Consider the following 25832-nt stretch of genomic DNA (forward strand, 5'->3'; position numbering starts at 1 on the left):
CGGCCGGCGCGTGTCCCAGAACCTCCTCATCGTCGACGACGAATCCGCGCTGTGCTGGGTGTTGGGACAGTTCTTCGCGAGCGCGGGGTACCGGGTGGACTCGGCGCAGGCGCTGGACGAGGCGCTGGGGCTGATGACGACGGGCCGCTATGACCTGGTCATCAGCGACCTGCGGCTGAGCGGAACGCAGTCCGAGGAAGGCCTGGTGCTGGCGGACTTCGTGCGCCGTTACACACCGGACACCCGGGTGGTGTTGCTCACGGCCTTCGCGTCGCCGGAGCTGACGGCGCGGGCCCGGGAGCTGGGAGTGGACCTGGTGCTGCCCAAGCCTCAGCCCCTGCCCTCGCTGGCTCGGCACGTCTCTGAATTGTTGGCGGCCCGTTGATGTGGGCCGTTCCCTTCTGGCACCGTCGGGACATGCGAGTGCAATCCCACCCACCTCGTCCCGCGTCGTGTGGACGGAGTTCGAGGACCCTGGCGCGCCACGCGGCGTATCTCCGAGGGCCCACCGTCCTCGCGCTGTTGGGCGCCCTGCTGCTGACAGCGAGCACGGCCCGGGCGCAGGCGCAGGCCTCGCAGGCCATCGACGTGCAGCAGTACAAGCCGGGCCCCGGCGCCTACGACGTGCTGGGGCTGCATGGCGCGCGCGTGGGCAAGCACCTCGAATGGAACGTGGGGCTGTCGGTCAACTACGGGGAGAACCCACTCAACCTGTTGGATCCTCGCCGCGACGAGTTCGTCTACCGCATCGTCGACAGCCAGCTCACGCTGGACCTGATGGGCGCGGTGGCGCTGTTCGACCGGCTGGAGCTGGGTGTGACGCTCCCCGTCTCCACGACGACGTCACAGCCCGCAACGGCCATCTCGCCCACGCTGGCGGATGGCGCCGCCGGCACGGGCGTGGGTGACCTCCGACTGGTGCCGAAGGTCAGACTGTTGTCCACGGAAGGTGGCCTGCACCTGGCCCTCGTCGCGCCGGTGACGCTGCCCACGGGGGGCGGCTCCGACTTCCTGGGCACGAAGGGACTGACCTTCCAGCCGAGGCTCGTGGCCGAGTGGGCCGGAGACTCGTTGCGCCTGCTGGCCAACGTGGGAGTGAATCTGCGCGGCGAGCAGCAGCTGCGCAACCTGCGCGTGGGCAACGAGTTTTCGTATGGCGTGGGCGCGGAGGTGCCGCTCACCCAGGCGCTGTCGGTGGCGGCCACCCTGTCCGGCGCGCTGGGGCTGAAGGAGACGAACGCCGAGGAGCGTCCGTTGGAGGCGCTCGGCGCGGTGAAGTACCGCTTCACCGAGGAGCTGGCGGCGCACCTGGGCGCGGGCCCGGGACTCACGCGGGGCTACGGCACGCCGGGCTTCCGCGTGCTCGGAGGACTGGCCTGGACGGCCTCGCCACCGGCGGCCACGCCCTCGCGACAGTGCGCGCTGGGGCCCGAGGACTTCGATGGCTTCCAGGACGACGACGACTGCCTGGATCCAGACGACGACAGCGACGGCATCCTCGATGGACCGGACGTGTGCCCTGGCGAGCCGGAGACCTTCAATGGCTATCAGGACGAGGACGGGTGCCCGGATGCGCAGGACCCGAACGCACCCTCGACGACCGAGCCCTCCGCCGCGACGCCTGGCGCTCCGTTGACGCTGGCGCCCGCGCCGGTGGACTCGGATGGAGACGGCCTCATCGACACGGAGGACCGCTGCTCCTCGGAGCCCGAGGACATGGACGGCTTCGAGGACACGGACGGCTGCCCGGATGCGGACAATGACCGCGACGGCGTACCGGACGCGGTGGATGCCTGTCCGCTGGAGGCCGAGGCCATCAACGGGGTGAAGGACGAGGATGGGTGCCCCGACAAGGGCAAGGCGAGCGTGCGGCTGGAAGGCTCGCGCATCGTCATCCTGGAGAAGGTCTACTTCGCCACCGGCAAGGACGTCATCCTGCCCAAGTCCTTCAGCCTGCTGGCGCAGGTGTCCTCGGTGCTCAAGGCGAACCCGCAGCTGGAGCGGTTGCGCGTGGAGGGACACACGGACGACCAGGGCTCGGACACGAGCAACCTGGACCTGTCCCAGCGCCGCGCGAACAACGTGCGGGAGTTCCTGCTGAAGGCCGGCATCGCGCCGGAGCGCCTGGAGGCAATGGGCTACGGCGAGACGAAGCCAGTGGACAGCAATGCGACGACGCGCGGTCGTGAGAACAACCGCCGCGTCGAGTTCAACATCGTGAAGACCGCCGAGCCCTCGGCACAAGAGGCCACGCCATGACCCGGACCCTTCCCTGCCTGATGGTGTTCGCGCTCGCGGCCTTCCAGGCCCGGGCCCAGGACACGGCGGAAGCTCCTTGCGGCGGCCTGCGCTTCGTCAACGGCCGCGTGGAGATGGGGCGCAAGCTGGAGCCGAAGGGGCCCTCGACGGAAGCCTGCTTGAAGCACGTCGCGGAAGCGCTCGCGGCACGTCCCGCCATTCGCGCGGTGACGGTGGCCGCGCGGCTGCCCGACGCGGAGCGGCTGGACGGTCAGGGGCTCGCGGTGGCGAAGGCCGCGGCGGACATCCTGGTGTCGGCGGGCGTGTCACGCACGCGCGTCTCCGCGGTGGCGCCTCCCGCGGTACCGGGCGAGCCGGGTCAGCTCCAGCTCGCGTACGTCGAGCGTCCCACGCAGCCTCGGGTGGCCCGGGTGCGCGCGGCCAGCGGTGAGGTCTCCGCGGGCGCCGCTCCCGACGAGCTTCGCCCCCGTGGCGTCGGTGACTCGCTCTACACCGGTGAGCTGTTCCACACGAGCAAGGACGCGAGCGCGGAGCTGGAACTGGCCGATGCGAGCCGGGTGCGCGTGCTGTCCGACAGCATGCTGCGCCTGGGGGCCATCGAGCTGGGGGCCAACGCGAAGCGGGTGGTGCGCCTGGAGCTGATGCGCGGCTCCGTGGAGACCCTCGCCGCGCCCGGGGGCGACGGCTCCGTGTTCGAGGTGCGCACGCGAGGCGCGGTGGCCGGCGTGAGAGGCACGCAGTTCCGGGTGTCGGCGCAGGAGGACGGCGGCAGTCGCCTGGAGACGCTCGAAGGCAAGGTGGCGCTGGGCGCGGAGAAGGGCGAAGTCGAGGTGGCCGGAGGCCAGGGCTCTCGCGTGCTGCCCGGAGCCGCGCCGGAGCCGCCCCGACCGCTGCTCGCCGCACCGCTGCTGAACGGACCGCGCGGTGGGAGCTTCACCACGGCGCCGAAGCTGGAGTGGTTCACCGTGCCGGGCGCGAAGACGTACCGCGTGGAGCTGGGCCGGACGGCGGACTTCGCCGCGGGCGTGCGCACGTTCGAGTCCCAGGCCCAGGAGTTCGCCGTGCCGGCGGGCCTCGCGGGCAAGTGGTTCTGGCGCGTGCTGCCGGTGGACGCGGATGGCTTCATCGGCTTCCCGTCGAAGATTTTCGCCTTCGACCTCCGGCCCTGAGACTTTCGAATGAGCCCGAGCCCCGAGACGCCCGCGCGTGGCCCGCGCCTGCCTCGCCCTTCCCCGCCGCTGCTGCGCGGACTGGCGGCGGTGGTGGGACTGGCGCTGGCCGGAGTGACGGCGGTGACGGGTGGCGCGCCGGGGCTGTTCGAACGCGCGCTGTATGACCAGGCCGTGAGCCGGCTCCTGCCGGGAGTCCCTCGGAGCGCGGACCTGGTGCTGGTGGAGGTGGATGACCGGGCCCTGTCCGCGCTGGGCGAGCGCTGGCCGCTGTCGCGCGTGACGTGGGCCCGGGCCTTCCGCGCGCTGGCGGCCCAGCGTCCCTCGGCGGTGGCGGTGGACGTGGTGTTCGACCAGCCCGGCTCGCGCGATGCGCTGGAGCTGGGGGAGGACATGCTGGCGGCGTTGCGAGAGTCGGGCCTCGCGGACCAGCCCGCGGGCGCGGCCCTGGTGACGGACCTGGAAGCCCGGCTTCATGCGCAGGACGGAGATGCCCGGCTGGCGGAGGCGCTCGCGGAGAACGGCGGCGTCATCCTGGGCGCCGCCGCGCTCACCGAGGACGTGTCGCTGATGCCGCCACTCGCGGACGGAGCGCTCGGCTCGCCGTTGCCGCTGCCCGTGGGCGCGCTGCGGCTCCAGGCCCGAGAGGTCGCCGGCAGCATCGCCCCGCTGCGGATGGCGGCACAGGGCAGCGGCATGTTGAACATGCTGGTGGACGCGGATGGTGTCATCCGCCGCTATCCCTACGCCGTCGGCGTGGGTGAGCACGTCTGGCCCTCCCTGGCCCTGGCGACCGCGCTGCGCCTGATGCCCGAGCAGGGCGAGTCCCTGCAGCGCCGGGCGACCCTCGACCACGGCGCGCCGCTGATGCGCCTGCCCGCGCCGGACTGGCTTCCCCGGGTGAGTCTGGCGGATGTGCTCCACGCGGATCCGCGCTCGGTGGGACTGGACCTGGCGCTGCGCGGAAAGACGCTCTTCGTGGGAGTCACGGCGACGGGACTCCACGGACAGAGCACGCTCCCGGGTCAGGTGGCGGTGCCGGGCGTGGAGATTCACGCGTTCGCGCTGGACAACCTGCGCGCGGACCGCCTGATGCGCTCCTCGGGAATCGTGGCCCTCACGGGCCTGCTGGAGACGGCCGGGTTGCTGCTGGTCTTCGGCTGGCGCTGCCGACGCGCGCGCACGCTGGGGGCCGTGGCTCGCACGGCGCTGGGGCTCACCGGGGTGCACGTCGCGCTGGTGGGCTGGCTCGCGGCGGACTTCGGCTGGGTGTTGCCGCTGATACCGGCGTGCGTGGGACTGGGGCTGATGTTGCTGGTGGACTCGGCGGCGCGCACGGAGGAGTTGGGGCGTCAGCGGGGAGCGCTGCGCCGGCTCTTCGTGCGCTACCCCCAATCCTCCCCGGGCACCTCCGTGACGCCGGGCGACCCCCGGTAGGGCCCTGCCCTCGAGCGTCACCCGAGCAACCCGCCAGGTTCAGCCCTGTAACCCGCCCGCGTGCATCCGTGGCAGCATCCACGGGACATGGCCCGCTACGCCCTCATCGCCGAGCCCGACCCCCACCGAGCCGCTGGCCTGCTCGCCCTCGTCGCCGGCGAGGGGCTCGAAGGCGTGCTGGCCCGGGATGGCGCGGAGGCGCAAGAGGTGGTGCGCCAGCGCAGCGCGCCCGCCCTGCTCCTCACGGACCTGGCGCTGCCGCGAGTGGACGGGTTCACGCTGCTGACCTGGCTGCGTGAGCGCCAGGACGCGGAGGGCACACAGGTCGTCGTGGTGACCGCCTTCGACGAGCTGCGCGTGCGAGCATGGCAGCTCAAGGACGCCCTGGGCATCCATTCGCTGCTGAGCCGCCGCGCGCCCGCGGAGACGGTGCGAGACACCGTGCGACGCGTGCTCGCGGGACAACGCCCCCTGCCCTCCACGCCCACGGAGAATACCCCGGACGAGGAGCACCAGCGGCTGGCGCGCATCGAGGCGATGCGACTGGTGGATGAAGGCCCACCCGAGGCGGAGCTCCAGGAGCTGGTCACAGAGGTGGCCCAGGCCTTCGCCGTGCCCGTCGCGCTGCTGACGCTGGTGCTGGGTGATCGCCAGTGGTTCAAGGCGCATGTGGGGCTACCGCACGCGCTCGCGCGGGACAGGGGAACGCCGAGGGACTGGGCCTTCTGTCACCACGTGGTGATGGGCCGCGAGTCCCTGGTCGTTCCGGATGCCACGCGCCATCCGGTGTTTCGGGACAACCCGCTGGTGCGCGACGGCATCGTCGGCAGCTATGCGGGCGCGCCACTGGTGACGCCTGGTGGCGAGGTGCTGGGCACGCTGTGTGTCATCGACACGCGGCCCCTGGTGCTCGGCACCGAGGACCTGGCGGCGCTGCGGGAGCTGGCCCGGCGCGTGGCGGGCGACCTGGAGCTGCGGTCCCGCGCGCGGATGGAGGCGAGGGATTTGGGTCGCTCGCGACAGGAGCCCTCGCGTTCGGAGGTCGCCGCGCTGGCGCAAATCAGAGATGCCATCCAGGCACTCGATGTGGCGACGTTGCTGGTGGCGCCGGGACGTCAGCCCTTCGCAGGCAACGCCGCGCTGTCGGAGATGCTCGGCCTGCCGCTGGAGGGCATTCCGAAGCTGACGTTCGACGACTTCCGCCAGCATGTGGCGAAGCTGACGGCGGATCCATCGGGCCGCTCGCTGCTGCTCGACCTGGCGTCCGAGTCATCCCGAGGGCTGCACCTGACGCTGGCCCTGGAGCACCCACGTCCACGCCGGATTCGCTGGGTGGCGCGCCCGTTCCCCATTCCGGGCGGCACCGCGCAGCTCCTGACGCTCTCCGAGCTGGGTGGAGTCTCGCCCAAGGACGAGCGGGAGCGGATGTTGCGCGTGGACCCGCTGACGGGGCTGGCCACCCGGCGCGTGGGCGAAGAGCGCCTGCTGCGGGAGATTGGTCGCTGCCGACGGGACGGCGTGCCCTGTGGGGTGCTCCTGGTGGACCTGGTGGGTCTGGGGCGGCTCAATCTCCGGCACGGCTTCGACGCGGGAGACAACGCGCTGCGCGACGTGGCTCGACGCCTGGAAGACGTGGGCGTGCCGTCCGGTTTCGCGGTGCGATGGGAGGGCGGCACGCTGCTGGTGGCGCTGCCGGGTCAGGATGCCCGGGCCACGGAAGCCCTGCGCGCACAGCTCCACGAGGAGCTGGAGTCCTTCGAGTTCCATGGCGCGGCCGTGGCCGTCGAGGGTGAAGAAGACCCCCGGGAGACGCTCGCCCGAGCGCATGCGGCCCTTTCCCGCGCCAAGGCCGACCACCGCGCCCGGACCCGCACGGGCTGACGGACAGGGGAACGGTGTAGAACCGGGTCTCATGGCTCCTTCACCTGTGCCCGACCGACTCCGACTGCCCCTCGCCTTCGATGCGGTGCGGCTCCAGGAGGAGCTGGCACGTTTGCCAGCGGAGACCTGGGTGCCGCACTTCAATACCCGGTACTACGAGGGCGACTGGAGCGGCGTGCCCCTGCGTTCCGTGGGCGGAATGGAGGGACGGCTGTACCCCGACCCCACCGCGCGACAGAGTTACGAGGACACGCCGCTGCTCGCGCGCTGCCCGGCCTTTCGCGAGGCGCTCGCGGCGTTTCAGTGTCCCATCGGCTCCGCGCGACTGTTGAAGCTCGCCGCACGGGCGCACATCCGCGAGCACACGGACTACAACCTGGGCTTCGAGGATGGCGAGGTGCGCCTGCACATCCCCATCGTCACGCATCCCGACGTGGCCTTCGTGCTCGCGGGCCAGCGCGTGGACCTGCGGCCCGGCGAGTGCTGGTACCTGAACTTCAACCTCCCCCACCGCGTGGACAACTTCGGGGACACGGACCGCGTGCACCTGGTGCTCGACTGCGTGGTGGATGACTGGCTCCGCGAGGTCTTCGCTCGGGCCATGGCACCTGGTGGCGAGGGCGGCGTCCGTGTCGATTGAGGACTTCGAGCGCTTCCGCCAGCGCGTCCTGGAGGACGTCTCACTCCAGGAGGCACTGCGAGCTCGGATGGATGTGCCGGCCTTCCTCGCCCTGGCGACACGACTGGGCGCGGAGCACGGTTGTCACTTCACCGCGGAGGAGCTTCGCGACCTGATGAGGGACGCGCGCCGGAGCTGGCTCGGAGATTGGGTATGAGCCTCGCACCGGCCGACGCGCGACTGGACGGGTGGATTCCCGCGCGCATCCATGTGGATGGGGAGGCGCCTCGCGTCGACTGGTGCCACCTGGGCGACAGGCGCTTCACGGACCCGTTCTTCGACGAGACGCTGGAGCGAAGGCTTCGCCATCCGTTCGCCCTGCTCTTCCGGCACCAGACTTCGCTGGAGACGCTGGTGGCGCGACAAGCCGCGCGGCCGGGGTTGCCCGTCAAGGGCCTCGTCTTCCACATGTCCCGCTGTGGCTCGACGTTGCTCGCGCAGCTCCTGGCCTCACTGCCTCGTCACATCGTGCTGTCCGAGGCGAGTCCCGTGGATGTCGTCCTGCGCCTGCATCTGCGCCTTCGACACGTCACCGACGAGCAACGCATCGAGTGGCTGCGCGCCGTGGTCGCCGCGCTCGGTCAGCGGCGGCATCCCGAGGAGGACGGTGTCTTCCTCAAGCTGGACGCGTGGCACGTGCTGGAGTTGCCGCTGCTCCAGCGCGCGTTTCCCGGCGTGCCGTGGCTGTTCCTCTATCGGGACCCGGTGGAGGTCATGGCCTCGCACCAGAAGCACCGGGGCGCGCACATGCTGCCGGGAGTCCTGGAGCCCGCGCGAGTCGGCCTGGAGCCGGGGCAGCTCGCGGAGCTATCGATGGAGGAATACGGGGCTCGGGTGCTCGCGCGACTCTGTGATGCGGGGCTGCGGGCCTATCGAGAACGGCAGGGGCCCGCGCGGCTGTTGAACTACCGCCAGATCCAGGACAGCGCGGTGTCCCAGCTCGTGGACCTCTTCGGGCTGGAGCCGACGCCCGCCGAGGCAGGGCTGCTGGCCTCCGCCGCCGCGCGCGACGCGAAGAACCCCGTGCTCCCGTTCGTGGATGACACCGAGGACAAGGCCCGGACTGTCTCCAACACCTCCCGCACGATGGCCGAACGATGGGTCCGCGAGGTCTACGACTCACTCGAAGCCGAGCGCCTGCGCGACGACGCCGCACGCGGATGAGCCGGGATGGAGATGTCTGGCCATGCCAGCTTTGACCTGCTGCGTCGTCGTGTGCTGACCACTGTCTGTACCTACAAGTCCAGACGAAGTGCGGGAGAGAACGGAACCGGGCGAAGCCCAGAGGACGTTCGACTTCGGAGTGCGGGCCGTGCTCAATTGTGTCTGGGACAGACTTGCCGTGCGCATACGGCCGCTGGCCCATCACCCCACTCAACCACCGGAAAAATCCAATGAAACGGATAGGGATGGTCGTCGCGCTGCTCGTCTGCCTGAGCGAAGCTTCCCAAGCTCAAGCCGCTGCCTTGAATTCAGCGGCGTCGCGCGAACGCATCAGCGTGTCGCTGGCCGCCGATAAACGCGAGCTGGCGCTGACGCTGGCGAAGCAGGACTCGGTGCTGCGAAGGGACCTCGCCTCGCGTTTGAGTGGCGAGCACCTGGCGGTAGATTTGAAGCAATGGCTGAGCACGGTGTCGGCCCCCTCCTCTGTCACGGCCGTGGCGGGGCGAGCGGACCTGACCATCCGCCAGCGCAAGGGCCTGGAGCGCGAGCTCGACAGCCTGCTGCAGCTTCGCCTCGCGAGTGCTTCCATGCTGCCGGCGCTGAAGCGTGGCGTTGAACCCCTCTATGCATACGAGCCGGATGGGAATGACTCCCAGTGGCGATTCATCGAGGCCTTCGACCGCCTTGGCGGCGTGCACCACCTTGACGTGCACCGCATGCCCGAACAGCCGGTGTTGGTGGTGGACATCGACTCGCGGAGAGACCTGGCCGCCGGCATCAAGCTGATGCGCGAGCGCCTCGTGGCTCTCGGCCAGCGTCCCATGCCGCTCCAGCCCGTCAGCGCGGCGGCGACCAGCACGCCGGTGACGATGCTCGATCGCATCTACCTGAACGACGACGAGGAGCCCTGGATCTCCGGTGACGCGGAGGTCTACGCCATCGTCAATGGAGTCGACCCCAGCCGCGACGAGCCGCAATTGGATATCGTCGACATGCCCTATCTGGACAAAGACGGTCGGACCTACTCGCCCAACCAGGTCCTGATCTTCTGGGACCGCTACCGCTGGGCGGCGGCGAACGTCGTCCTCATGGAGCACGACGACAACACCAACTATCAAGAGCTGGTGAGCCACCTGTTCACCATCGCGAGTCAAATCCTGACGGCCCTGGGCCATCCGGAGATCTCCGCCCTCGTGGCCCTGGGCAGCGGACTGGTGGATCGCATGCCCAGTGAATGGTTCAGCAACGACGACGACTACGTTGATTCGTACTACACCGTGGAGAAGAACCACTTCTACACCAACCATGGTGGAGCACGCGGCAACGCGGTGGTGTCTCTGAGACCGTATGAAATCGCGGGCCAGTAGCAGGACGTAGGCAACCAGAGGCGACCTGGCGCCTGGAGGGGTCGAGGAAGAACGACTCGACCCCTCACCAGGAGACAGGCTCAGGGCCGGGTGCGGACTCCGTACGCCGCCAGCCCCTGCGCACAGAGTTCGAAGGCGTTGACGATGCTCTCGGTTGTCTCCGCGTGGCTCTTGCGCTTGCCGGGGGGCCCGCTTACGACGCCGTAGGCCAGTCGCGTCAGCACCCCGATGATGCTCGCCACCACGCGCGGAGTCGGGTCTCCCGCCGACGCACCCGTCTGCTCCGCGAGAATCTGCGCGAGCTGCTCCTCGGACTGGAGCGACATCTGGCGGATGCGGGTGTGCACGCTCGGGGTGCTCTGGATGACCTTGCGGAACGCGGCGCGCCGCTCGGCGGGAAGCGCGTTCAGCCGCTCCGCGATGGCCAGCGTGTGCCGACGGACCACCGCGAGCACGGGTTCCTCGACGGAGCGCTCGCGCACCGCGCGGAGCAGCTCGGACTCGTGCTCCTCACGGCCGTTGAGGACCAGGTCTTCCTTCGTCGGGAAGTAGTTGAACACCGTCTTGTCCGACACGTTGGCCGCCGCCGCGATGTCCGCCACCGTCACCGCGTCGAAGCCGCGCTCCGCGAACAGCCGCGTGGCCACCTCCGCGAGCAGCCGCCGCGTCTCCAGCTTCTTGCGCTCTCGCAACCCCAGTTCACTCGACATCCGCCGGGGACCCTACCGCCGGGCCCGGGGCCCTGCAACGAACCTGGGCACAACTTACATTGACAGAAACTTTTCCGTCACTAGATATTCATCACACTCCAACCAGAGAAGGTCCGCATGAAAATCCTCGTCACGGGAGCCACGGGCTCCATTGGCAGTCAGGTCATTCAGCAGTTGCGTGCGCGCGACGCGTCGTTTCGGGCGTTCGTGCGGGACAGGAGCAAGGGGGAGTCGTTGGGAGGTGACTTCGTGGTGGGCGACTTCGATTCACCCGAGTCACTCCGGGCCGCGCTCCAGGGCGTGGACCGGGTCCTGCTGAACGGCACGCCGAGCGAAGGACTGGTGCGACAGCACCGCGCGGTGATTGACGCGGCGAAGCAGGCGGGTGTCTCGCACGTCGTGCGCATCTCGACGCGAGGCGCGAGCGCGACGACGGACTTCCTTGTCGGACGATGGCATGGGGAGGCGGATGCGTACCTGGAAGCCAGCGGGCTGGGCTGGACGGCGCTGCGTCCCACGTACTTCATGCAGAACCTGCTCCGGAATGCGGAGAGCATCCGAAACGGCGGGCGGTTCTTCGGCGCGTTCGGGACGGGTCGCATCGCGTTCATCGACAGTGGCGACATCGCGAGGAGCGCCGTGGCGCAGCTCACGCACGCGTCCCCTCGCAGCGGAGCGCACTCGCTGACGGGGCCGGAGGCGCTCACGTTCGACGAGTTCGCCGCGAAGCTCTCGGCGCGGCTCGGCAAGCCCGTCGCCTACGTCGACCGTCCGGTCTCCGAGGTCATCGAGAACATGCGCGCGCAAGGGTTTCCGGAGGCCATGCTCGGCTCGTTCAAAGGCATGTTCGAGGCCTTCGCGAAGGGCGCGGCGTCGCAGCTCGCCACGGGCGTCAAGGACCTGACCGGGACGGAGCCGAGGACGCTCGATGCGTTCCTGGCGGACCACGCCGAGTCCTTTCGCTGAACCCACGCCGTCAAGGGTCCCCCATGATTCAACCCACACAGAGCCTGCCCTCACGGGCGGGAACGTCGTCGTCTGTCCTCGCGCGGCTGCGCGTGCTGATGGTCGCCACCAGCTTCGTGGTCGTCCAGTGGCTCATCGTCGTCGGGCTGCTCGGCGTGCAAATCACCGTGCCCACGGGTCCCGGCGCCGTGGAACGAGAGCCCTTGTTGCTGGGCCCTGTCTTCTTCGCATCGCTCATCGCGGGCTTCAGCGCCTGGGGCCTGCTCACCCTGCTGGAGCGACTGTTCTCACGAGGGTTGCGCATCTGGACGGGTATCAGCATCGCGGTCTTCGTGCTGACACTGCCGTTCATGCCAGGGTTCTCGCTCGGGGAGCGCTTGTTCCTGCTGGTGGAGCATGGCGGCATGTTCGCCATCATCGTGCTCGGAATGCGGCGCACCCGGGCCCGTCCGTAGCGAAGCGTCCGCGTGTCACCAGGTGACAGGCTCCGGGGACAGCGCCAGCGAGTCCACGCGGGCCATGAAGGAATCCACCTGCTCGCGGATGGGGAGCCCCGACAACGCCCCCAGCCGCATCGTGGCCAGCGCCGCCGTCGCGTGAGCGAAGCGCGCCGCGTCCGCGAGCGAGCGTCGCTCTCCCAGGGCAACACAGAGGGCGGCTGAGAACGCATCCCCCGCGCCCGTGGTGTCCACCCAGTCCACGGGCAGGTTCGGCAGCCAGAGTTCGCCCTCGGTGCCCAGGAGCAGGTTTCCCTCGGGGGCGGCCACCACGGCCGTCCCCACGCCCCGGCGCAACAGGTTCTCCGCGGCGCGGCGCGCGGAGTCTCGGTCCACCACCTCGAGCCCCGTCAGCACCTCCGCCTCCGCGTCGTTGAGGCGGATGATGTGAACCGCCTCCAGCAACTCTTCCGGGAGGGTGATGGGCGGTGCTGGATCCAGGACGACATGCATGCCGGCGGCGCGAGCGATGTGGACCGCCGCGATGACCGCGTCCAAGGGAACCTCCAGTTGGACGAGCAAGACATCCGAGCTGGTGATGCGGGCCTCGGCGGCAATCACGTCCGCGACAGCGAGCCGCCGGTTCGCCCCCTCGGCGGAGAGGCTCTGCCTGCGGCCGCTCTCATCCACCATCTCCAGCACGACGCCCGTGCTGAAGCCCGGGTCGCGTGACACGCCCCGGGTCTCCACTCCTTCACCTTCGAGTTGCTCCAGCAGGGCGAGCCCCCGGGCGTCCATGCCCACGCGGCCCACCAGCGTCGAGCGAGCACCCAGTCGGGCCGCGGCCACGGCGGCATTGGCGCCCTTTCCACCCAGGCTCTCCAGGAAGAGATGCCCCTCCACGTTCTCGCCCGCGCGCGGGAGCCGAGGCCCCTGGACCAGGAAGTCCGTGTTGATTCCACCGACCACGAGAATGTCGGCCTGTCGACGTGGAGCCATGGCTGTCGTCCCCCTCCCCCACCCCCGCGTCCGATGCCCCGCCCAGACCCGGAACACACCGAACACGGAACGACATCAAGCTAGGCATGCCCGGGAACCTCGGCCCCGTACGGCGGGCGACCACCCGTGCCACCGCCGCGCCGCCTTTTGATCGGAATGCCGCCCGGCCGAAACACCGCGCTCCGTCGAGGAGGCGAAGGAGCCAAAACCTCAGCGGCAATCTTGGGTGTGGGGCATCGCATCCCGCGGCGCCACGCATGAGGAGAGCAACATGAACACGATGAACATCGACCTGACGCTGGACTTCGACTGGAAGGCCGAGGTGCTTGAAGACCACGCCGCCAGGGCCACGAGCGACGAGGAACACGACGAGCGAACGTGGGCCCTGGCGAACCACCTGATCGAAACCAACGGCACCTACCCGAGCTGGGCGTTCGAGGAGGCGGAGCTCCGCATCAGGATTCAGCGGACGCTCTTGGGCGGCCTGGAACAGCGGCATCCGCCCCGGTCCTGAGGCCGTTCGAGCGCGAGAACAGCGGCGCCCCCTGGTGCAGGGGGCCCGCCTCGCCCCTCATCCGGAGGAACAGACTCACCCGCCGCACCCAGCGCGTCGCTGCTTCCCGGAAGCTCCAGCGCTCCCTCAACCCCCTGAAACTCCTGACACTTCCGTGCCCGATCCGCGCCAGCGCGCGGCGCGGAGCGCATTGACACCCTGCGTTGCCACATGCTACCTACCGGTCGGTAGGTCGTAGATCTGAAAAACTTACAGTCCATCGAGACGAGGGACATGTGACGACGAGCGGACGGAAGCCGGATGAGGGCGAGCGCTACAAGGCCATCCTGGAGACGGCGGCGCGGCTCATCTGTGATCGCGGTTACGAAGGCACCTCGATGCAGGAGATCGCCGCCGCGTGCCGGATGACGAAGGCGGGGCTCTACCACCACATCCAGAACAAGGAGCAGCTCCTCTTCGCCATCATGAACTACGGGATGGACCTGTTCGAGGAGCAGGTCCTCTCGCGCGTTCAGGACATCGTCGACCCGGTGGATCGGCTGCGCGCGTGCATGCGCCACAACATCCTGCTGGTGACGCGCGGGTGGAGCAAGGAGGTCATCATCATCCTCCACGAGCACGCCACGCTCACCGGTGAGGCGCGCGCGTTCATCGACAACCGCAAGAAGCGTTACGTCGACTTCCTGGAGGAAGCCTTCTCGCAGGCCGCGCAGCAGGGGCGCATCCGTCCCGTCGACCCGACCATCGGAGCGTTCTCGTTCCTGGGCATGGTGCTGTGGGTCTACAAGTGGTTCAAGCCCGACGGGCGGCTGACGGACGAGCAGATCGCCGACGGCATGGTGGACCTCCTCTTCCCGCCCATCGTCGCCGCCGCGGTCGACGGCCAGCCCGGGGTCTCCTCGCTGCGCGTGGTGCCTCGCGCCGCCTCGGCCGCGGGCTCCGGCTCCGGAACGGAGGAGCCGTGAAGACCGCTCGCTGGTGTTCGCTGGAAGAAGCCGTCGCGTCGATTCCCGACGGCGCATCACTGGCCATGGGTGGCTTCATGCTCGGCCGCGCGCCCATGGCGCTGGTGATGGAGCTCATCGCCCAGGAGCGTCGCGGGCTGAGCCTCATCTCGCTGCCCAACCCGCTGCCCGCCGAGTTCCTCGTCGCGGGCGGCTGTCTGGCCCACCTGGACATCGCGTTCGGTGCGCTGAGCCTCGAGGGCCGCGTGCGGCCCATGCCCTGTATCAAGCGGGCGATTGAACAGAACACCCTCTCCTGGCGCGAGCACGACGGCTATCGCGTCGTCCAGCGGCTGCGCGCGGCCTCCATGGGGCTGCCCTTCATCCCCGCGCCGGACTCGGATGTCTCTGGCCTGGCGCAGGCGGAGCCGCCGCGCACGGTGGTGGACCCGTTCACCGGCCAGAGTGTCCCGGTGGAGCCGGCGTACTTCCCGGACGTCGCCCTCATCCACGCGCGGGCCGCCGACGAGCGCGGCAACCTCTTCATCGAGGACCCCACCACGGACCTGCTCGTCGCGGGCGCCGCGCGCCGGGTGATTGCCACGGTGGAGGAGCGCGTGAAGCGCCTGCCTCGCGCCACCATCCCCGGCTTCCAGGTGGACCGCATCGTCCTCGCGCAAGGAGGCGCGCTGCCCACCGGCTGCGCCGGACTGTACCCGCACGATGACGACATGCTGGCGCGCTACCTCGCGCTGGCGGAGACGGGCCGTGAGGCGGAGTTCCTCGCCTCGGTGAAGACGCGGAGGGCGGCATGAGCGCCACGGTCGACCCCACGCCGGCGGAGACGGTGGTCTCCCTGCTCGCGCTGCAAATCGAGAACGGCGCCGTGGTGGCCACCGGTGTCGCCTCGCCACTGGCCATCCTCGCCATCGCGGTGGCTCGCGCCACGCATGCGCCGGACCTGACGTATCTGGCCTGCGTCGGCTCGTTGGACCCGGACATCTCCACGCTGCTGCCCTCCTCCGAGGACCTGGGCTACCTGGAGGGACGCTCGGCGGAGATCACCATCCCCGACCTGTTCGACCATGCGCGGCGCGGGCGGGTGGACACCGTCTTCTTCGGCGCGGCCGAGGTGGATGCCATTGGCCGCACCAACATGACGGCCAGCGGGAGCCTGGAGCGACCCCGGACGAAGTTCCCCGGCGTGGCGGGCGCGGCGACGCTGCGGCAGTGGGTGCATCGGCCCGTGTTGCTGGTGCCCCGGCAGTCGCGCCGCAACCTGGTGCCGGAAGTCCAGGTGGCGACGACGCAGGACCCGCGCCGCACGGTGCGCCTCATCTCGGACCTGGGTGTCTTCGAGCTGGGCGCTTCGGGCGCGAGACTGACGGCGCGTCACCCGTGGGCGACGGCGGAGGACATCGCCGAGCGCACGGGCTTCGAGTTCACGGTGGATGAGGCCCTCCCCGTCACCTCGCTGCCGGATGCGCGGACCGTCGCCGCCATCCGCGCGCTGGACCCTCGCGGCTTCCGCGAGCAGCTGGTCGGTCGCTGACCCTCGACATCACTCGTTTCTGGAAATGCTCTCGGAGGTATGGAGATGAAGGCCGTCGTTCTGCGCAGTTTCGGTGAAGCGGGCAATCTCAAGATGGAGAACGTCCCGGTGCCCACCCCGGGCCGGGGCGAGGTGCTGCTGAAGGTGCACGCCTGTGGCGTCTGCTACCACGACGTCATCAACCGCCGAGGCAACCTGCCCCGCACCAGCGTCCCCGCGATTCTCGGCCACGAGGCCGCGGGCGAGGTCGTCGCGGTGGGCCCCGATACGCCGGGGTGGAAGACGGGCGACCGCGCGGCGACGCTCCAGCGGCTGTCGTGTGGCGAGTGCGCGCTGTGCCGCAGCGGGCGCAACAGCCTGTGCAAGACGGACAACCGCTTCTTCGGTGAGGAGCTGCCCGGCGGCTACTCGCAGTTCATGGTCGCCCCCGTCGCGGGCCTGGGCCGGGTCCCCTCGTCGCTGCCCTGGACGGAAGCGGCCACGGTCTGCTGCACCACGGGCACGGCCGTCCATACGCTGCGCACGCGAGGCAAGGTGCGCGCGGGCGAGACGGTGCTCATCACCGGCGCCAGCGGGGGCGTGGGCATGTCCGCCGTGCAGCTCGCGAAGCTGGACGGCGCGCGCGTCATCGCCGTCACTTCCGGCGAGGCGAAGGTGCAGCCGCTGCGCGAGGCGGGCGCGGACGAGGTCATCCTCTCGCGCGGGCTGGACTTCGCGTCGGAGGTGAGAAAGCGCACGAAGGGCGCGGGCGTGGACCTGGCGGTGGAGATCGTCGGCAGCGCCACGTTCGACCAGACGATGAAGGCGATGGCGCCGGGTGGCCGGGTCGTCGTCGTGGGCAACCTGGAGTCGGGCATGGTCCAGCTCAACCCGGGGCTCGTCATCGTGAAGGAGCTGGAGATCATCGGCGCCTACGCCACGAACCAGGCGGAGCTGGACGAGGCGCTGCGACTGACGGCCACCGGAGGCGTGCGGCAGTTCGTCACGGACACGGTGCCGCTCGCGGAGGCGGCGCGGGCGCACTTCCGGCTGGAGAACCGCGAGGTCGCGGGCCGGCTGGTGTTGGTGCCGCCCGAGGCTTGAGCGGACGAGTCAGCGAACCGAGGTTTGAGGCACGAATTGGAAGCGAGGAGTCCCATGAAGAAACGGGTTGGAATCGAAGCGCTGGCGGTGGCTGTGCCGTCCCGATACGTGGACATCGAGGACCTGGCGCGCGCGCGTGGGGTGGACCCGGCGAAGTTCACCGCGGGCCTGGGCGCCAAGGAGATGGCGGTCACGGACCCGGGCGAGGACACGGTGTCCCTGGCCGCCACGGCGGCGGCGCGGCTCATCCATCAGCAGGGTGTGGACCCGTCCCGCATCGGCATGCTGGTGGTGGGCACGGAGACGGGCATCGACCACTCGAAGCCGGTGGCGTCGCACGTCCAGGGCCTGCTGAAGCTGCCGCGCACCATGCGCACCTATGACACGCAGCACGCGTGTTACGGCGGGACCGCGGGCCTCATGGCCGCGACGGAGTGGATTGCCTCCGGCGCGGGCGCGGGCAAGGTGGCCATCGTCGTGTGCTCGGACATCGCGCGCTACGGCCTGAACACGGCGGGAGAGCCGACCCAGGGCGGCGGCGCGGTGGCGCTGCTCGTCTCGGAGCAGCCGGACCTGCTCGCGCTGGACGTGGGCCTCAACGGCACATGCACCATGGACGTGTACGACTTCTGGCGGCCCATCGGCCGACGGGAGGCGCTGGTGGACGGGCACTACTCCATCAACTGCTACCTGGAGGCGCTGTCGGGCGCCTATCGCGGCTGGCGCGAGAAGGCGCTGGAGCACGGGCTGGTGCGCTGGTCGGGCACGCTTCCCGGCGAGCAGCTCGCGCGCATCGCCTACCACGTCCCCTTCTGCAAGATGGCGCGCAAGGCGCACACCCAGCTTCGCCTCTGTGACCTGGAGGACGCGGTGGGTCCGGGGCCCGGCACGCCGGAGGCTCGCGAGGAGGTGGCGAAGTCGGCGGCCAGCTACGACGCACAGGTGGCCTCGTCGCTCGGGCTCAACTCGCGCATCGGCAACGTGTACACGGCGTCGCTGTACCTGGCGCTGGCGGGCCTGCTTCATCGCGAGGGCGCGCAGCTCGCGTCGCAGCGAATCGGCCTGCTGTCCTACGGCAGTGGCTGCATGGCTGAGTTCTTCTCCGGCGTCGTCGGGGAGAAGGCGGCGGAGCGGATGGCGCGCGCGGACCTGGACGGCGTGCTGGCCCGGCGCGAGCGCGTCTCCATCGAGGAGTACGAGCGGCTGATGAAGCTGCCCTCTGACGCTCCCGAGGCCAAGGCCCCGGCGCACGGTGCGTTCCGCCTCGCGGCGATTCGCGACCACAAGCGCCTGTATGTCGAGGGCGGCGCGGCCTGACCGTCGGCCCCTGAAGGCCGCCCCGAGGACACCTTGGGGCGGCCCGTCGATGCCTCGCTCGACGCAGGCATCACCCTGTTCGACACCTCCGACTCGTATGGCGCCTCGGAGGAACTGCTCGGAGAAGCCCTGGGCACCCGCCGCCGGGACATCATCCTGGCCACCAAGTTCGGCAGCGACCTGAATGGTGCGAACTGGGGCGCGCGCGGCTCGCGCCGCTACATCCGTCGCGCCATCGAGCGCTCCCTGCGAAGCCTACGCACGGACTGGATTGACCTCTACCAACTGCACTGGGCCGAGCCCGAGACGCCCCTCGAGGAGACGCTGAGCGCGGTCGCAGCAGCGTGAGGTAGGCCCGGCCCCCCGGGCGGTGCGGGTCATTCTTGCTTGGCGGAATGTCAGCATTTTCTGGTATTGCATGACTGAGCCCGAACTGTTGCGGGCCGCTCGCTGGGGGGAGACTCCATGTTGCTTCGCTGGGCGGCGCCGCTGTTCTTGCTCGCGGCCATCACCGGTTGCACGACGAGTCGAGTCGTGCGGCTGGATACCGGACACGACTCCTTCGTCGTCACTCCTCGCGAGGAACCAAGCGCGGAAGTGGGGGCGGCCGAACTCGAAGACGACGAATTCGAGGAGGCCATCGCGGAACTGGCTCGGGACGTGCGCCCGTTCCCCAGCCCCCTACAAGAAGCCCGAGACTTCTTCGGCGTGCCGTCGCGCAGCGGGGTTTACCGATACGAGAGCCGCCCCCCGCGCCTCACCCCCCAGCGTCGAGAGGACGCGGACGGCCCCCACCTGCTGGAGTCCTACGCGGATGACGAGCTGACGCGCAGCTACGGCCAGTGGTGCAAGCGGAAGGACCAACCTGGGGACTGCTTGCGGCTGCTGGAGGAGGGCCCCCTGCTCGCCAGCGACGGCAAGTACACGTTGGCCTTGGCCATCGCGATGGATTCAGTGTGGGAAGAGACGGCGGAGGCCCTTGAGGACATAGCGGACCCCGGCGCGGTCATGGCCACAATCACGGCCGCTGCGACGATGTACCTGCTGCTCTGGGCGCTCCCCGAGCCAGTGAGCAAGGGAGCGGCCGCCACCCTGACCGCCATCGCCATTGCATACCTGGGTGTGGACACGGTGTGGCGCCTGCTCGACGGGTGGTTGACCCTGGTCCGCGAAGTGGACCGGGCCACGACTTTCGCGAAGCTCAGTGCGTCGGGTGAGGCATACGGCGAAGTCCTCGGAGAGAATGCGGCGCGCGTCTTCGTGATGCTCGCCACGGCCGCTATCGGCAGCACCGCCGGGTTGGCCGCGAAGGCCGCGACACTGCCGGGTTCCGCGCAGGCTGCGGTTGCCGTGGAGTCTCAGGCAGGCTTCCAGTACGCCGCGGTGGGGAGTGTGCAGTCGGTCGCGGTGGCGGCTGAAGGCTTCACCATCGCGCTCGCCCCCAACGCCCTGGCCATGGCGAGTCAGGGGATGCGCAACAAAGGAAAGCGCCACCACATCGCCACGAACAAAAACGACGTCTCCCCGGCGCGCGGCGGGCCTTGGACACCGAGGTTTGAGGAACTGTTCAAGAGGGCTGGGATGGAGCTGAAGGACACCGAGAACATCGTTGAAATCGTCGGACACAAGGGGCCGCATCCGGAGCGATATCACGTGATAATCCGTGATCGGCTCAGGGATGCGCTAGGCGGGTGCCGAAAGGTTGCGGATTGCCGAAAGGCCTTGACACTTGAACTCCAGAAGCTGGCCAAAGAGGTACAAACGAAGGGAACGGAACTCCACAGGCTTGTGACTCTGGGGAAGTGATGTATTGAGGAACCTCACCATGCAACATCGCGTTCGCTACTTCCGACTCAGTGAGAGTGTTCAAGCCGGGAATTGGTACCTGGGAGACCCCTTCGACGGGCAGGGCCAGGAGTTGGAAGACATTTGGGAGTTCACTGAGGGACGGCCCGTTCAGACGGAGGGCCGCCTGACGCTCCCCATTATCGAGCCTGGAAGACGGCTGGACTTCAACACGGCAGGCGCCGGCGTGACGCCCATTGTTCACGTCAGGGTGGCTTCAATGTTCGCGGAACTGGCCCCCGATGATGTGCAACTAATCCCAGTCGACATCAAAGGCTACCCAGAGCAGTACGTCATGCTCGTGGCCACGAAGCTCGTTCGCTGCATTGACGACAAGGCATCAAAAGAAGTGCAGTATTGGATGCCCGAAGATGAGCGACCCGAGAAGGTTGGCCACTTCAGGGGCGTAATCGACATGCGGATTGACCATGCGAAGGTGGGAGCCGCCAAGGTGTTCCGCACCTGGGGATGGTCGGTCGCGCTCATCGTCTCGGAGGACATCAAAGTGGCCCTGGAGGGCGCGAAGGTCACGGGAGCAAAATTCGAGGAAGTCTAGAGCGCGCGTTGGAGTTGCTGCCGTGGGCCCGCTGGACTGGCATAGGCTGCGGGCCGATGAAACTCACCCGGCTCCGTGTCACCGGCTTCCGCTCGCTTCGAGCCCTGGACCTGCGTCCCCGGGCCTTGTGCGTGCTGGTGGACTCCGAGGAGACAGCCACCCGGGATTTCGCCGCGCTGCTCGCGCTGCTCCGGGCGCTTTCGGAAGGACGACTGCAAGCGTACCTGCGCGACTCCGGCGTGCTCGCGGGGCCCGAGGCGACGCAGCCTGTCAGGCTGGAGCTGAGCTTCTTTGACGACCACTATGGCGTGGAGCTCCAGCCCCAACCTGGTGGCGAGTGGCACGTGACGAGGGAGTCGGTGGACCTCAACGTGGGGCTGTCAGCCCTCCTCGTCGACCCTGCCCTCGATGCGCCCTGCGCGGAGGCCTCGCTGCCCGAGCTCGCGCCCCGGGAGCCCTCATGGTCGACTCCCAAAGGGGCCACTCAGGACGAAAAGGAAAGCTGGTACGTGGGCAACGTGCTGGAGAGCTGGCTGTGGTGGCTGCGATGCTTCCTGCGCGGCATCCAGCTCGACGACGCCGCGCCTCTCGAAGCGCTGACGCTTCGCTTCTTCGTGGAGCCCTCACGCGACCCGCCTCCGAACGCCATCTGGGAGCAGGCCCAGGTCGCGCACTCCGCCGCGCGCCTGTCCCAGGTGGTGCTCTGCACGCCGTCGGAGTCGCTGGCGGAGACCTTCGACCTCCGCGACGTCATCCGCGTGGACACACGAGAAGGCGTGGCCCGCTTCACGCCCCTCGCTGTGCCCGAGGACACCTGAGCCACGACACCGAGAGGTCTCCCCCTCAGGGCGTGAAGCGCCAGACTCGCAACGAGGCATCCCGTCCGCCCGTGGTGACCAGACTCCCATCGGGCCTCCAGGACACGGCCGAGACGTTGTTGTCATGGAAGCCGATGACAGTGGCTGGCAGCGTGGGCGCGCTCGCGTCCCACACGAAGACCTGACCGCCGAGCCCACCTCCCGCGACACGGCGGCCATCCGCGCTCCAGGCGAGCGCCTCCGGAGAGAATGCGAACGGCGTCTCCGCGAGCAGCTTCCCCGTCGCGACCTCGCGCACGGACAGGCCCGGCCTTCCACCGAAGGCGAGCTTCGTTCCATCCGGGCTCAGGGCCGCGGCCAGCGGCGCGATATCCACGCCGGGCGTCACCGACGTGATGGCCTGGGTCCTCGGGTCCCAGAAATCCCAGCTCATGCCGGAGTAGGCGACCACGAGCGTGCCCTCCGGAGTCCATGCGAGCGACAACACCTGCCGCGAGCCATCCGGGAAGCGGAACAGCTCCGCGCCGTTGCTCACCTGGTGGATCCGGATGACACCGCGCTCGGAGGCGACCACGGTGCCCCCCAGGACGCTCGCCACCCGCGTCCCATCGGGGCTCGGCGCGACCATTTCCAACCCCAGGGATGATGTCGGCTCCCGCCGGATGGGGAGCTGCGCGAGCGTCCCGTCGTCCGCGCGCCAGACATTGATGACACCATCGTCTCCGCCCGTGAACAGCCGCGTCCCGTCGGTGTTCCACGCCAGCGCTCGCACTCCCAGCCCACCATGGCCGGACAAGGTCCGCAGCGGGTCGCCCACGCGGTCCCAGAGGCGCACCTCTCCCTCGTCGCCACTGGAAGCCAGCACCTCGCCGGTCGGGCTCCAGGCCGCCGCCTCGACGGTGTAGTGGTGCGACAGGACCTCGCGCCGGGACCAGGTCCCCGCGCCGGAGTCCACGGTGAAGACATCGAGGACCGGCGGCAGGTCATCCACCACGAGGAACTGGGGCTTCGTCGGATGGAAGCGAAACGCGTCGTAGCCCATCAACGTCCCTGGCAGAGGCGGCTGGCTGGCCTCCACCACGACCTCGCCCGTCCCTGCGTCGAGGACGAACAACGCGCGCGCGGCCCCCGCGACACCGAGCCAGCGTCCATCCGCGCTCCAATCCACCTCGGACGCCAGGTCCCACGCGCGCTCATACGTGGCCTCCACGCGATAGCCGTCGGTGGCGTACACCTTCACCTCGCCCTGCAAGCCCACCAGGAAGCGCGTGCCGTCCGGGCTCCATGCGAAGCCCGCCACACCCGTCAGCAGCTCCTCGGGGCCCTGGGTGCCCACGACGTGGAACTCGACCCACCGTGAGAAGCCTCCGCCCTGTCCCGCCAGCATCGCGAGGCGCGAACCGTCGGGGCTCCATGACAGTCGACGCACCTTGTCCACGGCCACCAGCATCGCGCCCGCGCGCTCTCCGGTGGTGGGGTTCCAGAAGTGGACCTCCTTGCTGGCGTCCGTCGCGCTGGCCAGCCGCGTGCCATCCGGGCTCCACGCCAGTGTCCGCACGCTGCCGGCCTGCACGGGCCACTGATTCAGCATCCGGCCCGCCGCCACATCCAGGACCGACACGCGGCCCGTCGACATGCCGACGGCCACGACCGCGCCACCGCCGGGCTTCCAGGCCACCGTGGTGAAGCGAGCGGGAGGCACCGGCGCCATCAGCCGCGTCACGCGCCCGCTCGTCGCATCCCAGATGCGCAGCAGGCCATCCCCCGAGACGCTCCCATCCACCGCGGCGAGCAACGTGCCATCCGGGCTCCACTCCGGTGACGTCGGCAGGCGCGCGCCCGTGCGCTGCCAGGAGAGCGCCGTGTCGAGGACCGGCGCGAAGCGCACCGTGAAGACCTTGTCGGCGTCGAACAGCAGCTCACAGCGCCCGAGCGTGCCCTCACACGCGGAGGTCCCCACCAACTGCCAGCCCGACGCGGGCACCACGTCCAGGGTGACCCGAGTGCCGGCGGGGTGCCGCACACCACAGGTGCCGGGGCAGTCGATGCCCGAGGGAGTGCTCGTCACCCGTCCCTGCCCCACGACCTCCACCTGGAGCCCCCAGGCTCCGTCGGGCTGCACGCCCCGGATGATGAAGGTGAGCTGAGGCGACCACGCCCCCTCGTTGCCAGCCGAGTCCACCGCGCGGCACCGCGCCTGGAAGGTGCCTTCTTGCGTGAAGGGGATGTCCACGCCGGACATCGTCCCGCTATCGACCTCCGGGGACTGGGGAAGCGTTCCGCCCGCGCCCCAATCGAAGACATAGGTCAGCGAGTCTCCGTCCGGATCCGCGGCCGTGCAGCGGAAGCGCACGGGCACACCGGGCTCCACCAGTGCATCCTCTATCTGGATGCGGGCCACCCCGGGCGCTCGTGACGAGGGCTTGGGTGGATCCTCCTTGGAGGAACACGCTCCGAGCACACAGGCCAGCGCCAGTCCGACAGACAGGGATGAGAGAGAGACGATGCGCAGGGACACAAGACGCGAAGTCATGGGCATTCTCCCGCGCGTCCCGGCCCCCCAGATGCGCGTGAGGCCCTTCCCTAGCCCTCCTCCCAGGCGGTGTCAAAGCCTGTCGGCGATGCGCGCTGAGAAGCATTCCCCACGAAACCATCGCAAGCAGCGGCACGAGAAGATTCCCGCGCCCACCGCGTCGCGACTGTCATTGCGTCGCCTCCTGGTCCCACTCAGGCCACCCGGGAGCCTCCCGCCCCCTGGAAGTAGTCGGCGAGCTTGCCGCTGTTCGCGGCCGCGGTGGGACTGCTCGCCGCCACGCCGGGCTTGGCTCCCGTGACGACCTCCACGGCCTTCTTGAAGATGAGCGGGAGCGCGGCGCCGAGGACCAGGTACTGGCGCGCGGGAATACTGCCGTCCCCCGCGAACCACGCCCACACCGCCACGCCGGAGCCGACAATCATCAGGCCCGTGATGACCCAGTAGGGAATGGACCGCATGAGCGCCTTGTAGCGCCCCGTCCCTAGATGCTCTCGCAGCCCGTACCAGTGCAGCAGCTCCTGCAACGCGCTGCCCAGCATTCCTATGAGGATGATTTGAATCGCGCTCATGTCGGCCCTCCCGAGGTTCGGTTCCACGAGGCAGGAGTCCGCTCCGTCGCGATGTGACGCGGAGCGACCGGGCTCACGGCCACCCCTTCGTTCGTCCGCGCTGGCGGGCACATCCGATGGCACACCTGGCACACCTGTGCCAGATGCCGACGGCCCCGGGTGACTCAGTCCTTTCGGATGTTTGGCTTTGAGCGACCTGGGCGAAACGCACGGCATTCGCGTTGCACATGCGGTCCTGGGCACCAAGACGGTGCTTCTTGTGAAGAAAAGGACCCGCTGAACATGAAGAAGACCTCGCTTCGCGCGTTGTTCTCCGCGCTGCTGCCCGCGCTCCTGCTGGCCCCCGTGGCCCCGGCCGTCGCCGCCGAGCGCCTGACCTCCGCCTTCGCCTGCTTCCAGAGCACCGAGGACCGGCCCGAGGCCGACTTCGACGCGACGACGCACGGCGTGCGCAACCGCTCGGAGGGCATCAACTGGCAGTGGATCGACCTGCGCTGCCCCGTCGTGGTGGACACGGCGTTTCCGCTGAGCAGCATCTCCCAGGTCAACGTCCATGGATACGACGGCCACAGCGGTCACGACATCTATGCGATGGCTTGCGTCGCCTGGCGCTGGGCCACGGGCGGCCGGTGCGGCGGCGCGGTGCGCAGCGCGAACACGGGCACCTATGACGTGCCGATGTACCACACGGGTGTGGACTCGCTTTACTACTGGAGGACGGCGCATTGGGACTACCCCTATGTCCTCATCCAGCTCCCGGGCCGTGGCGACGCCGGGTTCAGCTCGGCGGTGGGCTACACCCTCTACAAGCCGTGATGTGAGGGACCGGCCATGAAGAATCGCACCGTCCCCTTCCTTTCCGGACGCGTGCTCCTCGCGCTGGCGGCATGTGCCGTCGGCGCGGCGGGAGCCACGCTCACCCTCCGCGCCCCTTCCGCGGTGAGCCTCTCCGACGCGGCACCGCCCGTGGTCCCCGAGGAAGCCACCGTGCGACCTTCCCCGCCGGCCCCGGTAGACCCCGCCGAGGAGC

Annotated in this window: 27 protein-coding genes; 23 read left to right on the forward strand and 4 right to left on the reverse strand. The window is 69.5% G+C overall.

The features are described 5' to 3' along the window. Positions 1-10 precede the first annotated feature (10 nt). The 9 genes from HUA76_RS26900 to HUA76_RS26940 all read left to right on the forward strand — a co-directional run bounded on the left by HUA76_RS26900 (position 11) and on the right by HUA76_RS26940 (position 9956). Positions 11-385: a response regulator gene (locus HUA76_RS26900; RefSeq protein WP_141646148.1), complete on the forward strand. Its 375-nt coding sequence runs from the start codon at positions 11-13 to the stop codon at positions 383-385. Beyond that, complete coding sequence (locus tag HUA76_RS26905) at positions 385-2259, forward strand: OmpA family protein (RefSeq protein WP_174462458.1); 1875 nt, start codon at positions 385-387, stop codon at positions 2257-2259. The genes HUA76_RS26900 and HUA76_RS26905 overlap by 1 nt, the downstream gene beginning before the upstream one ends. Further along, entirely contained in the window at positions 2256-3428 is a 1173-nt protein-coding gene (locus tag HUA76_RS26910) for a FecR domain-containing protein (protein WP_174462459.1), read from the forward strand. The genes HUA76_RS26905 and HUA76_RS26910 overlap by 4 nt, the downstream gene beginning before the upstream one ends. A gap of 9 nt (positions 3429-3437) precedes the next feature. Next, the gene (locus HUA76_RS26915) at positions 3438-4865 is read left to right on the forward strand and encodes a CHASE2 domain-containing protein (RefSeq protein WP_174462460.1); all 1428 of its coding nucleotides are present in this window, start codon (positions 3438-3440) and stop codon (positions 4863-4865) included. An 87-nt stretch (positions 4866-4952) separates the two neighbouring features. Beyond that, complete coding sequence (locus HUA76_RS26920; protein WP_174456749.1) at positions 4953-6746, forward strand: diguanylate cyclase domain-containing protein; 1794 nt, start codon at positions 4953-4955, stop codon at positions 6744-6746. A gap of 31 nt (positions 6747-6777) precedes the next feature. Continuing rightward, positions 6778-7386, forward strand: a complete 609-nt coding sequence (locus tag HUA76_RS26925) for an aspartyl/asparaginyl beta-hydroxylase domain-containing protein (protein ID WP_174462461.1) — start codon at positions 6778-6780, stop codon at positions 7384-7386. Further along, the gene (locus HUA76_RS45585; RefSeq protein WP_174462462.1) at positions 7376-7582 is read left to right on the forward strand and encodes a Nif11-like leader peptide family natural product precursor; all 207 of its coding nucleotides are present in this window, start codon (positions 7376-7378) and stop codon (positions 7580-7582) included. Before HUA76_RS26925 ends, HUA76_RS45585 begins: the two co-directional genes overlap by 11 nt. After that, complete coding sequence (locus HUA76_RS26935) at positions 7579-8589, forward strand: sulfotransferase family protein (protein WP_174462463.1); 1011 nt, start codon at positions 7579-7581, stop codon at positions 8587-8589. The genes HUA76_RS45585 and HUA76_RS26935 overlap by 4 nt, the downstream gene beginning before the upstream one ends. Before the next feature lie 302 nt (positions 8590-8891). Further along, positions 8892-9956 (forward strand): DUF3103 domain-containing protein, encoded by a 1065-nt coding sequence (locus HUA76_RS26940; protein WP_254614505.1) that lies wholly within the window; start codon positions 8892-8894, stop codon positions 9954-9956. An 80-nt stretch (positions 9957-10036) separates the two neighbouring features. Here the strand turns inward: HUA76_RS26940 and HUA76_RS26945 are convergent, their stop codons facing one another. Beyond that, positions 10037-10666 (reverse strand): TetR family transcriptional regulator, encoded by a 630-nt coding sequence (locus tag HUA76_RS26945; protein ID WP_174456753.1) that lies wholly within the window; start codon positions 10664-10666, stop codon positions 10037-10039. 117 nt (positions 10667-10783) lie between these two features. On the opposite strand from HUA76_RS26945, the gene HUA76_RS26950 reads away from it, so the two are divergent. Together HUA76_RS26950 and HUA76_RS26955 are read left to right on the forward strand one after the other, a co-directional pair. Continuing rightward, positions 10784-11632 carry an SDR family oxidoreductase gene (locus tag HUA76_RS26950; RefSeq protein WP_141646138.1) on the forward strand — a complete coding sequence of 283 codons (849 nt, stop codon included), beginning with the start codon at positions 10784-10786 and terminating at the stop codon, positions 11630-11632. Positions 11633-11655: 23 nt separating this feature from the next. Continuing rightward, positions 11656-12087: a DUF6069 family protein gene (locus tag HUA76_RS26955; RefSeq protein WP_174456754.1), complete on the forward strand. Its 432-nt coding sequence runs from the start codon at positions 11656-11658 to the stop codon at positions 12085-12087. A 15-nt stretch (positions 12088-12102) separates the two neighbouring features. On the opposite strand, the gene HUA76_RS26960 is transcribed toward HUA76_RS26955, so the two are convergent. Next, a complete protein-coding gene (locus tag HUA76_RS26960; RefSeq protein ID WP_174456755.1) occupies positions 12103-13068 on the reverse strand; it encodes a ribokinase in 966 nt (321 codons plus the stop codon). Positions 13069-13339: 271 nt separating this feature from the next. Here HUA76_RS26960 and HUA76_RS26965 point away from each other — a divergent pair, with 271 nt between their 5' ends. From HUA76_RS26965 to HUA76_RS27010, 10 genes are all read left to right on the forward strand, one after another. Beyond that, positions 13340-13582, forward strand: coding sequence for a hypothetical protein (locus HUA76_RS26965; RefSeq protein WP_174456756.1), 243 nt, complete (start codon positions 13340-13342; stop codon positions 13580-13582). Positions 13583-13857: 275 nt separating this feature from the next. Continuing rightward, positions 13858-14547: a TetR family transcriptional regulator gene (locus tag HUA76_RS26970; protein WP_174456757.1), complete on the forward strand. Its 690-nt coding sequence runs from the start codon at positions 13858-13860 to the stop codon at positions 14545-14547. Beyond that, positions 14544-15341, forward strand: a complete 798-nt coding sequence (locus HUA76_RS26975; RefSeq protein WP_174456758.1) for a malonate decarboxylase subunit alpha — start codon at positions 14544-14546, stop codon at positions 15339-15341. The genes HUA76_RS26970 and HUA76_RS26975 overlap by 4 nt, the downstream gene beginning before the upstream one ends. After that, positions 15338-16078 (forward strand): CoA-transferase subunit beta, encoded by a 741-nt coding sequence (locus HUA76_RS26980; RefSeq protein ID WP_141647023.1) that lies wholly within the window; start codon positions 15338-15340, stop codon positions 16076-16078. The genes HUA76_RS26975 and HUA76_RS26980 overlap by 4 nt, the downstream gene beginning before the upstream one ends. A 45-nt stretch (positions 16079-16123) precedes the next feature. Continuing rightward, a complete protein-coding gene (locus tag HUA76_RS26985; RefSeq protein WP_141647022.1) occupies positions 16124-17161 on the forward strand; it encodes an alcohol dehydrogenase catalytic domain-containing protein in 1038 nt (345 codons plus the stop codon). Between the two features lie 54 nt (positions 17162-17215). Further along, positions 17216-18478 carry a hydroxymethylglutaryl-CoA synthase family protein gene (locus HUA76_RS26990; RefSeq protein ID WP_174462464.1) on the forward strand — a complete coding sequence of 421 codons (1263 nt, stop codon included), beginning with the start codon at positions 17216-17218 and terminating at the stop codon, positions 18476-18478. A gap of 33 nt (positions 18479-18511) precedes the next feature. After that, positions 18512-18826, forward strand: a complete 315-nt coding sequence (locus tag HUA76_RS26995; RefSeq protein ID WP_174456760.1) for an aldo/keto reductase — start codon at positions 18512-18514, stop codon at positions 18824-18826. Positions 18827-18943: 117 nt separating this feature from the next. After that, the gene (locus HUA76_RS27000) at positions 18944-20284 is read left to right on the forward strand and encodes an AHH domain-containing protein (protein WP_174462465.1); all 1341 of its coding nucleotides are present in this window, start codon (positions 18944-18946) and stop codon (positions 20282-20284) included. A 19-nt stretch (positions 20285-20303) separates the two neighbouring features. Beyond that, positions 20304-20879: an imm11 family protein gene (locus HUA76_RS27005; protein ID WP_174456762.1), complete on the forward strand. Its 576-nt coding sequence runs from the start codon at positions 20304-20306 to the stop codon at positions 20877-20879. A gap of 56 nt (positions 20880-20935) precedes the next feature. Beyond that, a complete protein-coding gene (locus HUA76_RS27010; RefSeq protein WP_174456763.1) occupies positions 20936-21697 on the forward strand; it encodes a hypothetical protein in 762 nt (253 codons plus the stop codon). Positions 21698-21722: 25 nt separating this feature from the next. Here HUA76_RS27010 and HUA76_RS46325 read toward each other — a convergent pair whose 3' ends face one another. Beyond that, the gene (locus HUA76_RS46325; protein ID WP_174462466.1) at positions 21723-24230 is read right to left on the reverse strand and encodes a WD40 repeat domain-containing protein; all 2508 of its coding nucleotides are present in this window, start codon (positions 24228-24230) and stop codon (positions 21723-21725) included. Between the two features lie 194 nt (positions 24231-24424). Further along, a complete protein-coding gene (locus tag HUA76_RS27020; RefSeq protein WP_174456765.1) occupies positions 24425-24802 on the reverse strand; it encodes a hypothetical protein in 378 nt (125 codons plus the stop codon). A gap of 282 nt (positions 24803-25084) precedes the next feature. Between HUA76_RS27020 and HUA76_RS27025 the strand changes: the two genes are divergently transcribed. Beyond that, positions 25085-25618, forward strand: a complete 534-nt coding sequence (locus HUA76_RS27025; protein ID WP_141647013.1) for a hypothetical protein — start codon at positions 25085-25087, stop codon at positions 25616-25618. Positions 25619-25633: 15 nt separating this feature from the next. Continuing rightward, a partial coding sequence (locus HUA76_RS44930) for a hypothetical protein (RefSeq protein WP_217440267.1) occupies positions 25634-25832 on the forward strand: 199 nt, incomplete at its 3' end.

This window comes from Myxococcus sp. CA056 (assembly GCF_013336715.1).
Lineage (GTDB): Bacteria > Myxococcota > Myxococcia > Myxococcales > Myxococcaceae > Myxococcus > Myxococcus llanfairpwllgwyngyllgogerychwyrndrobwllllantysiliogogogochensis.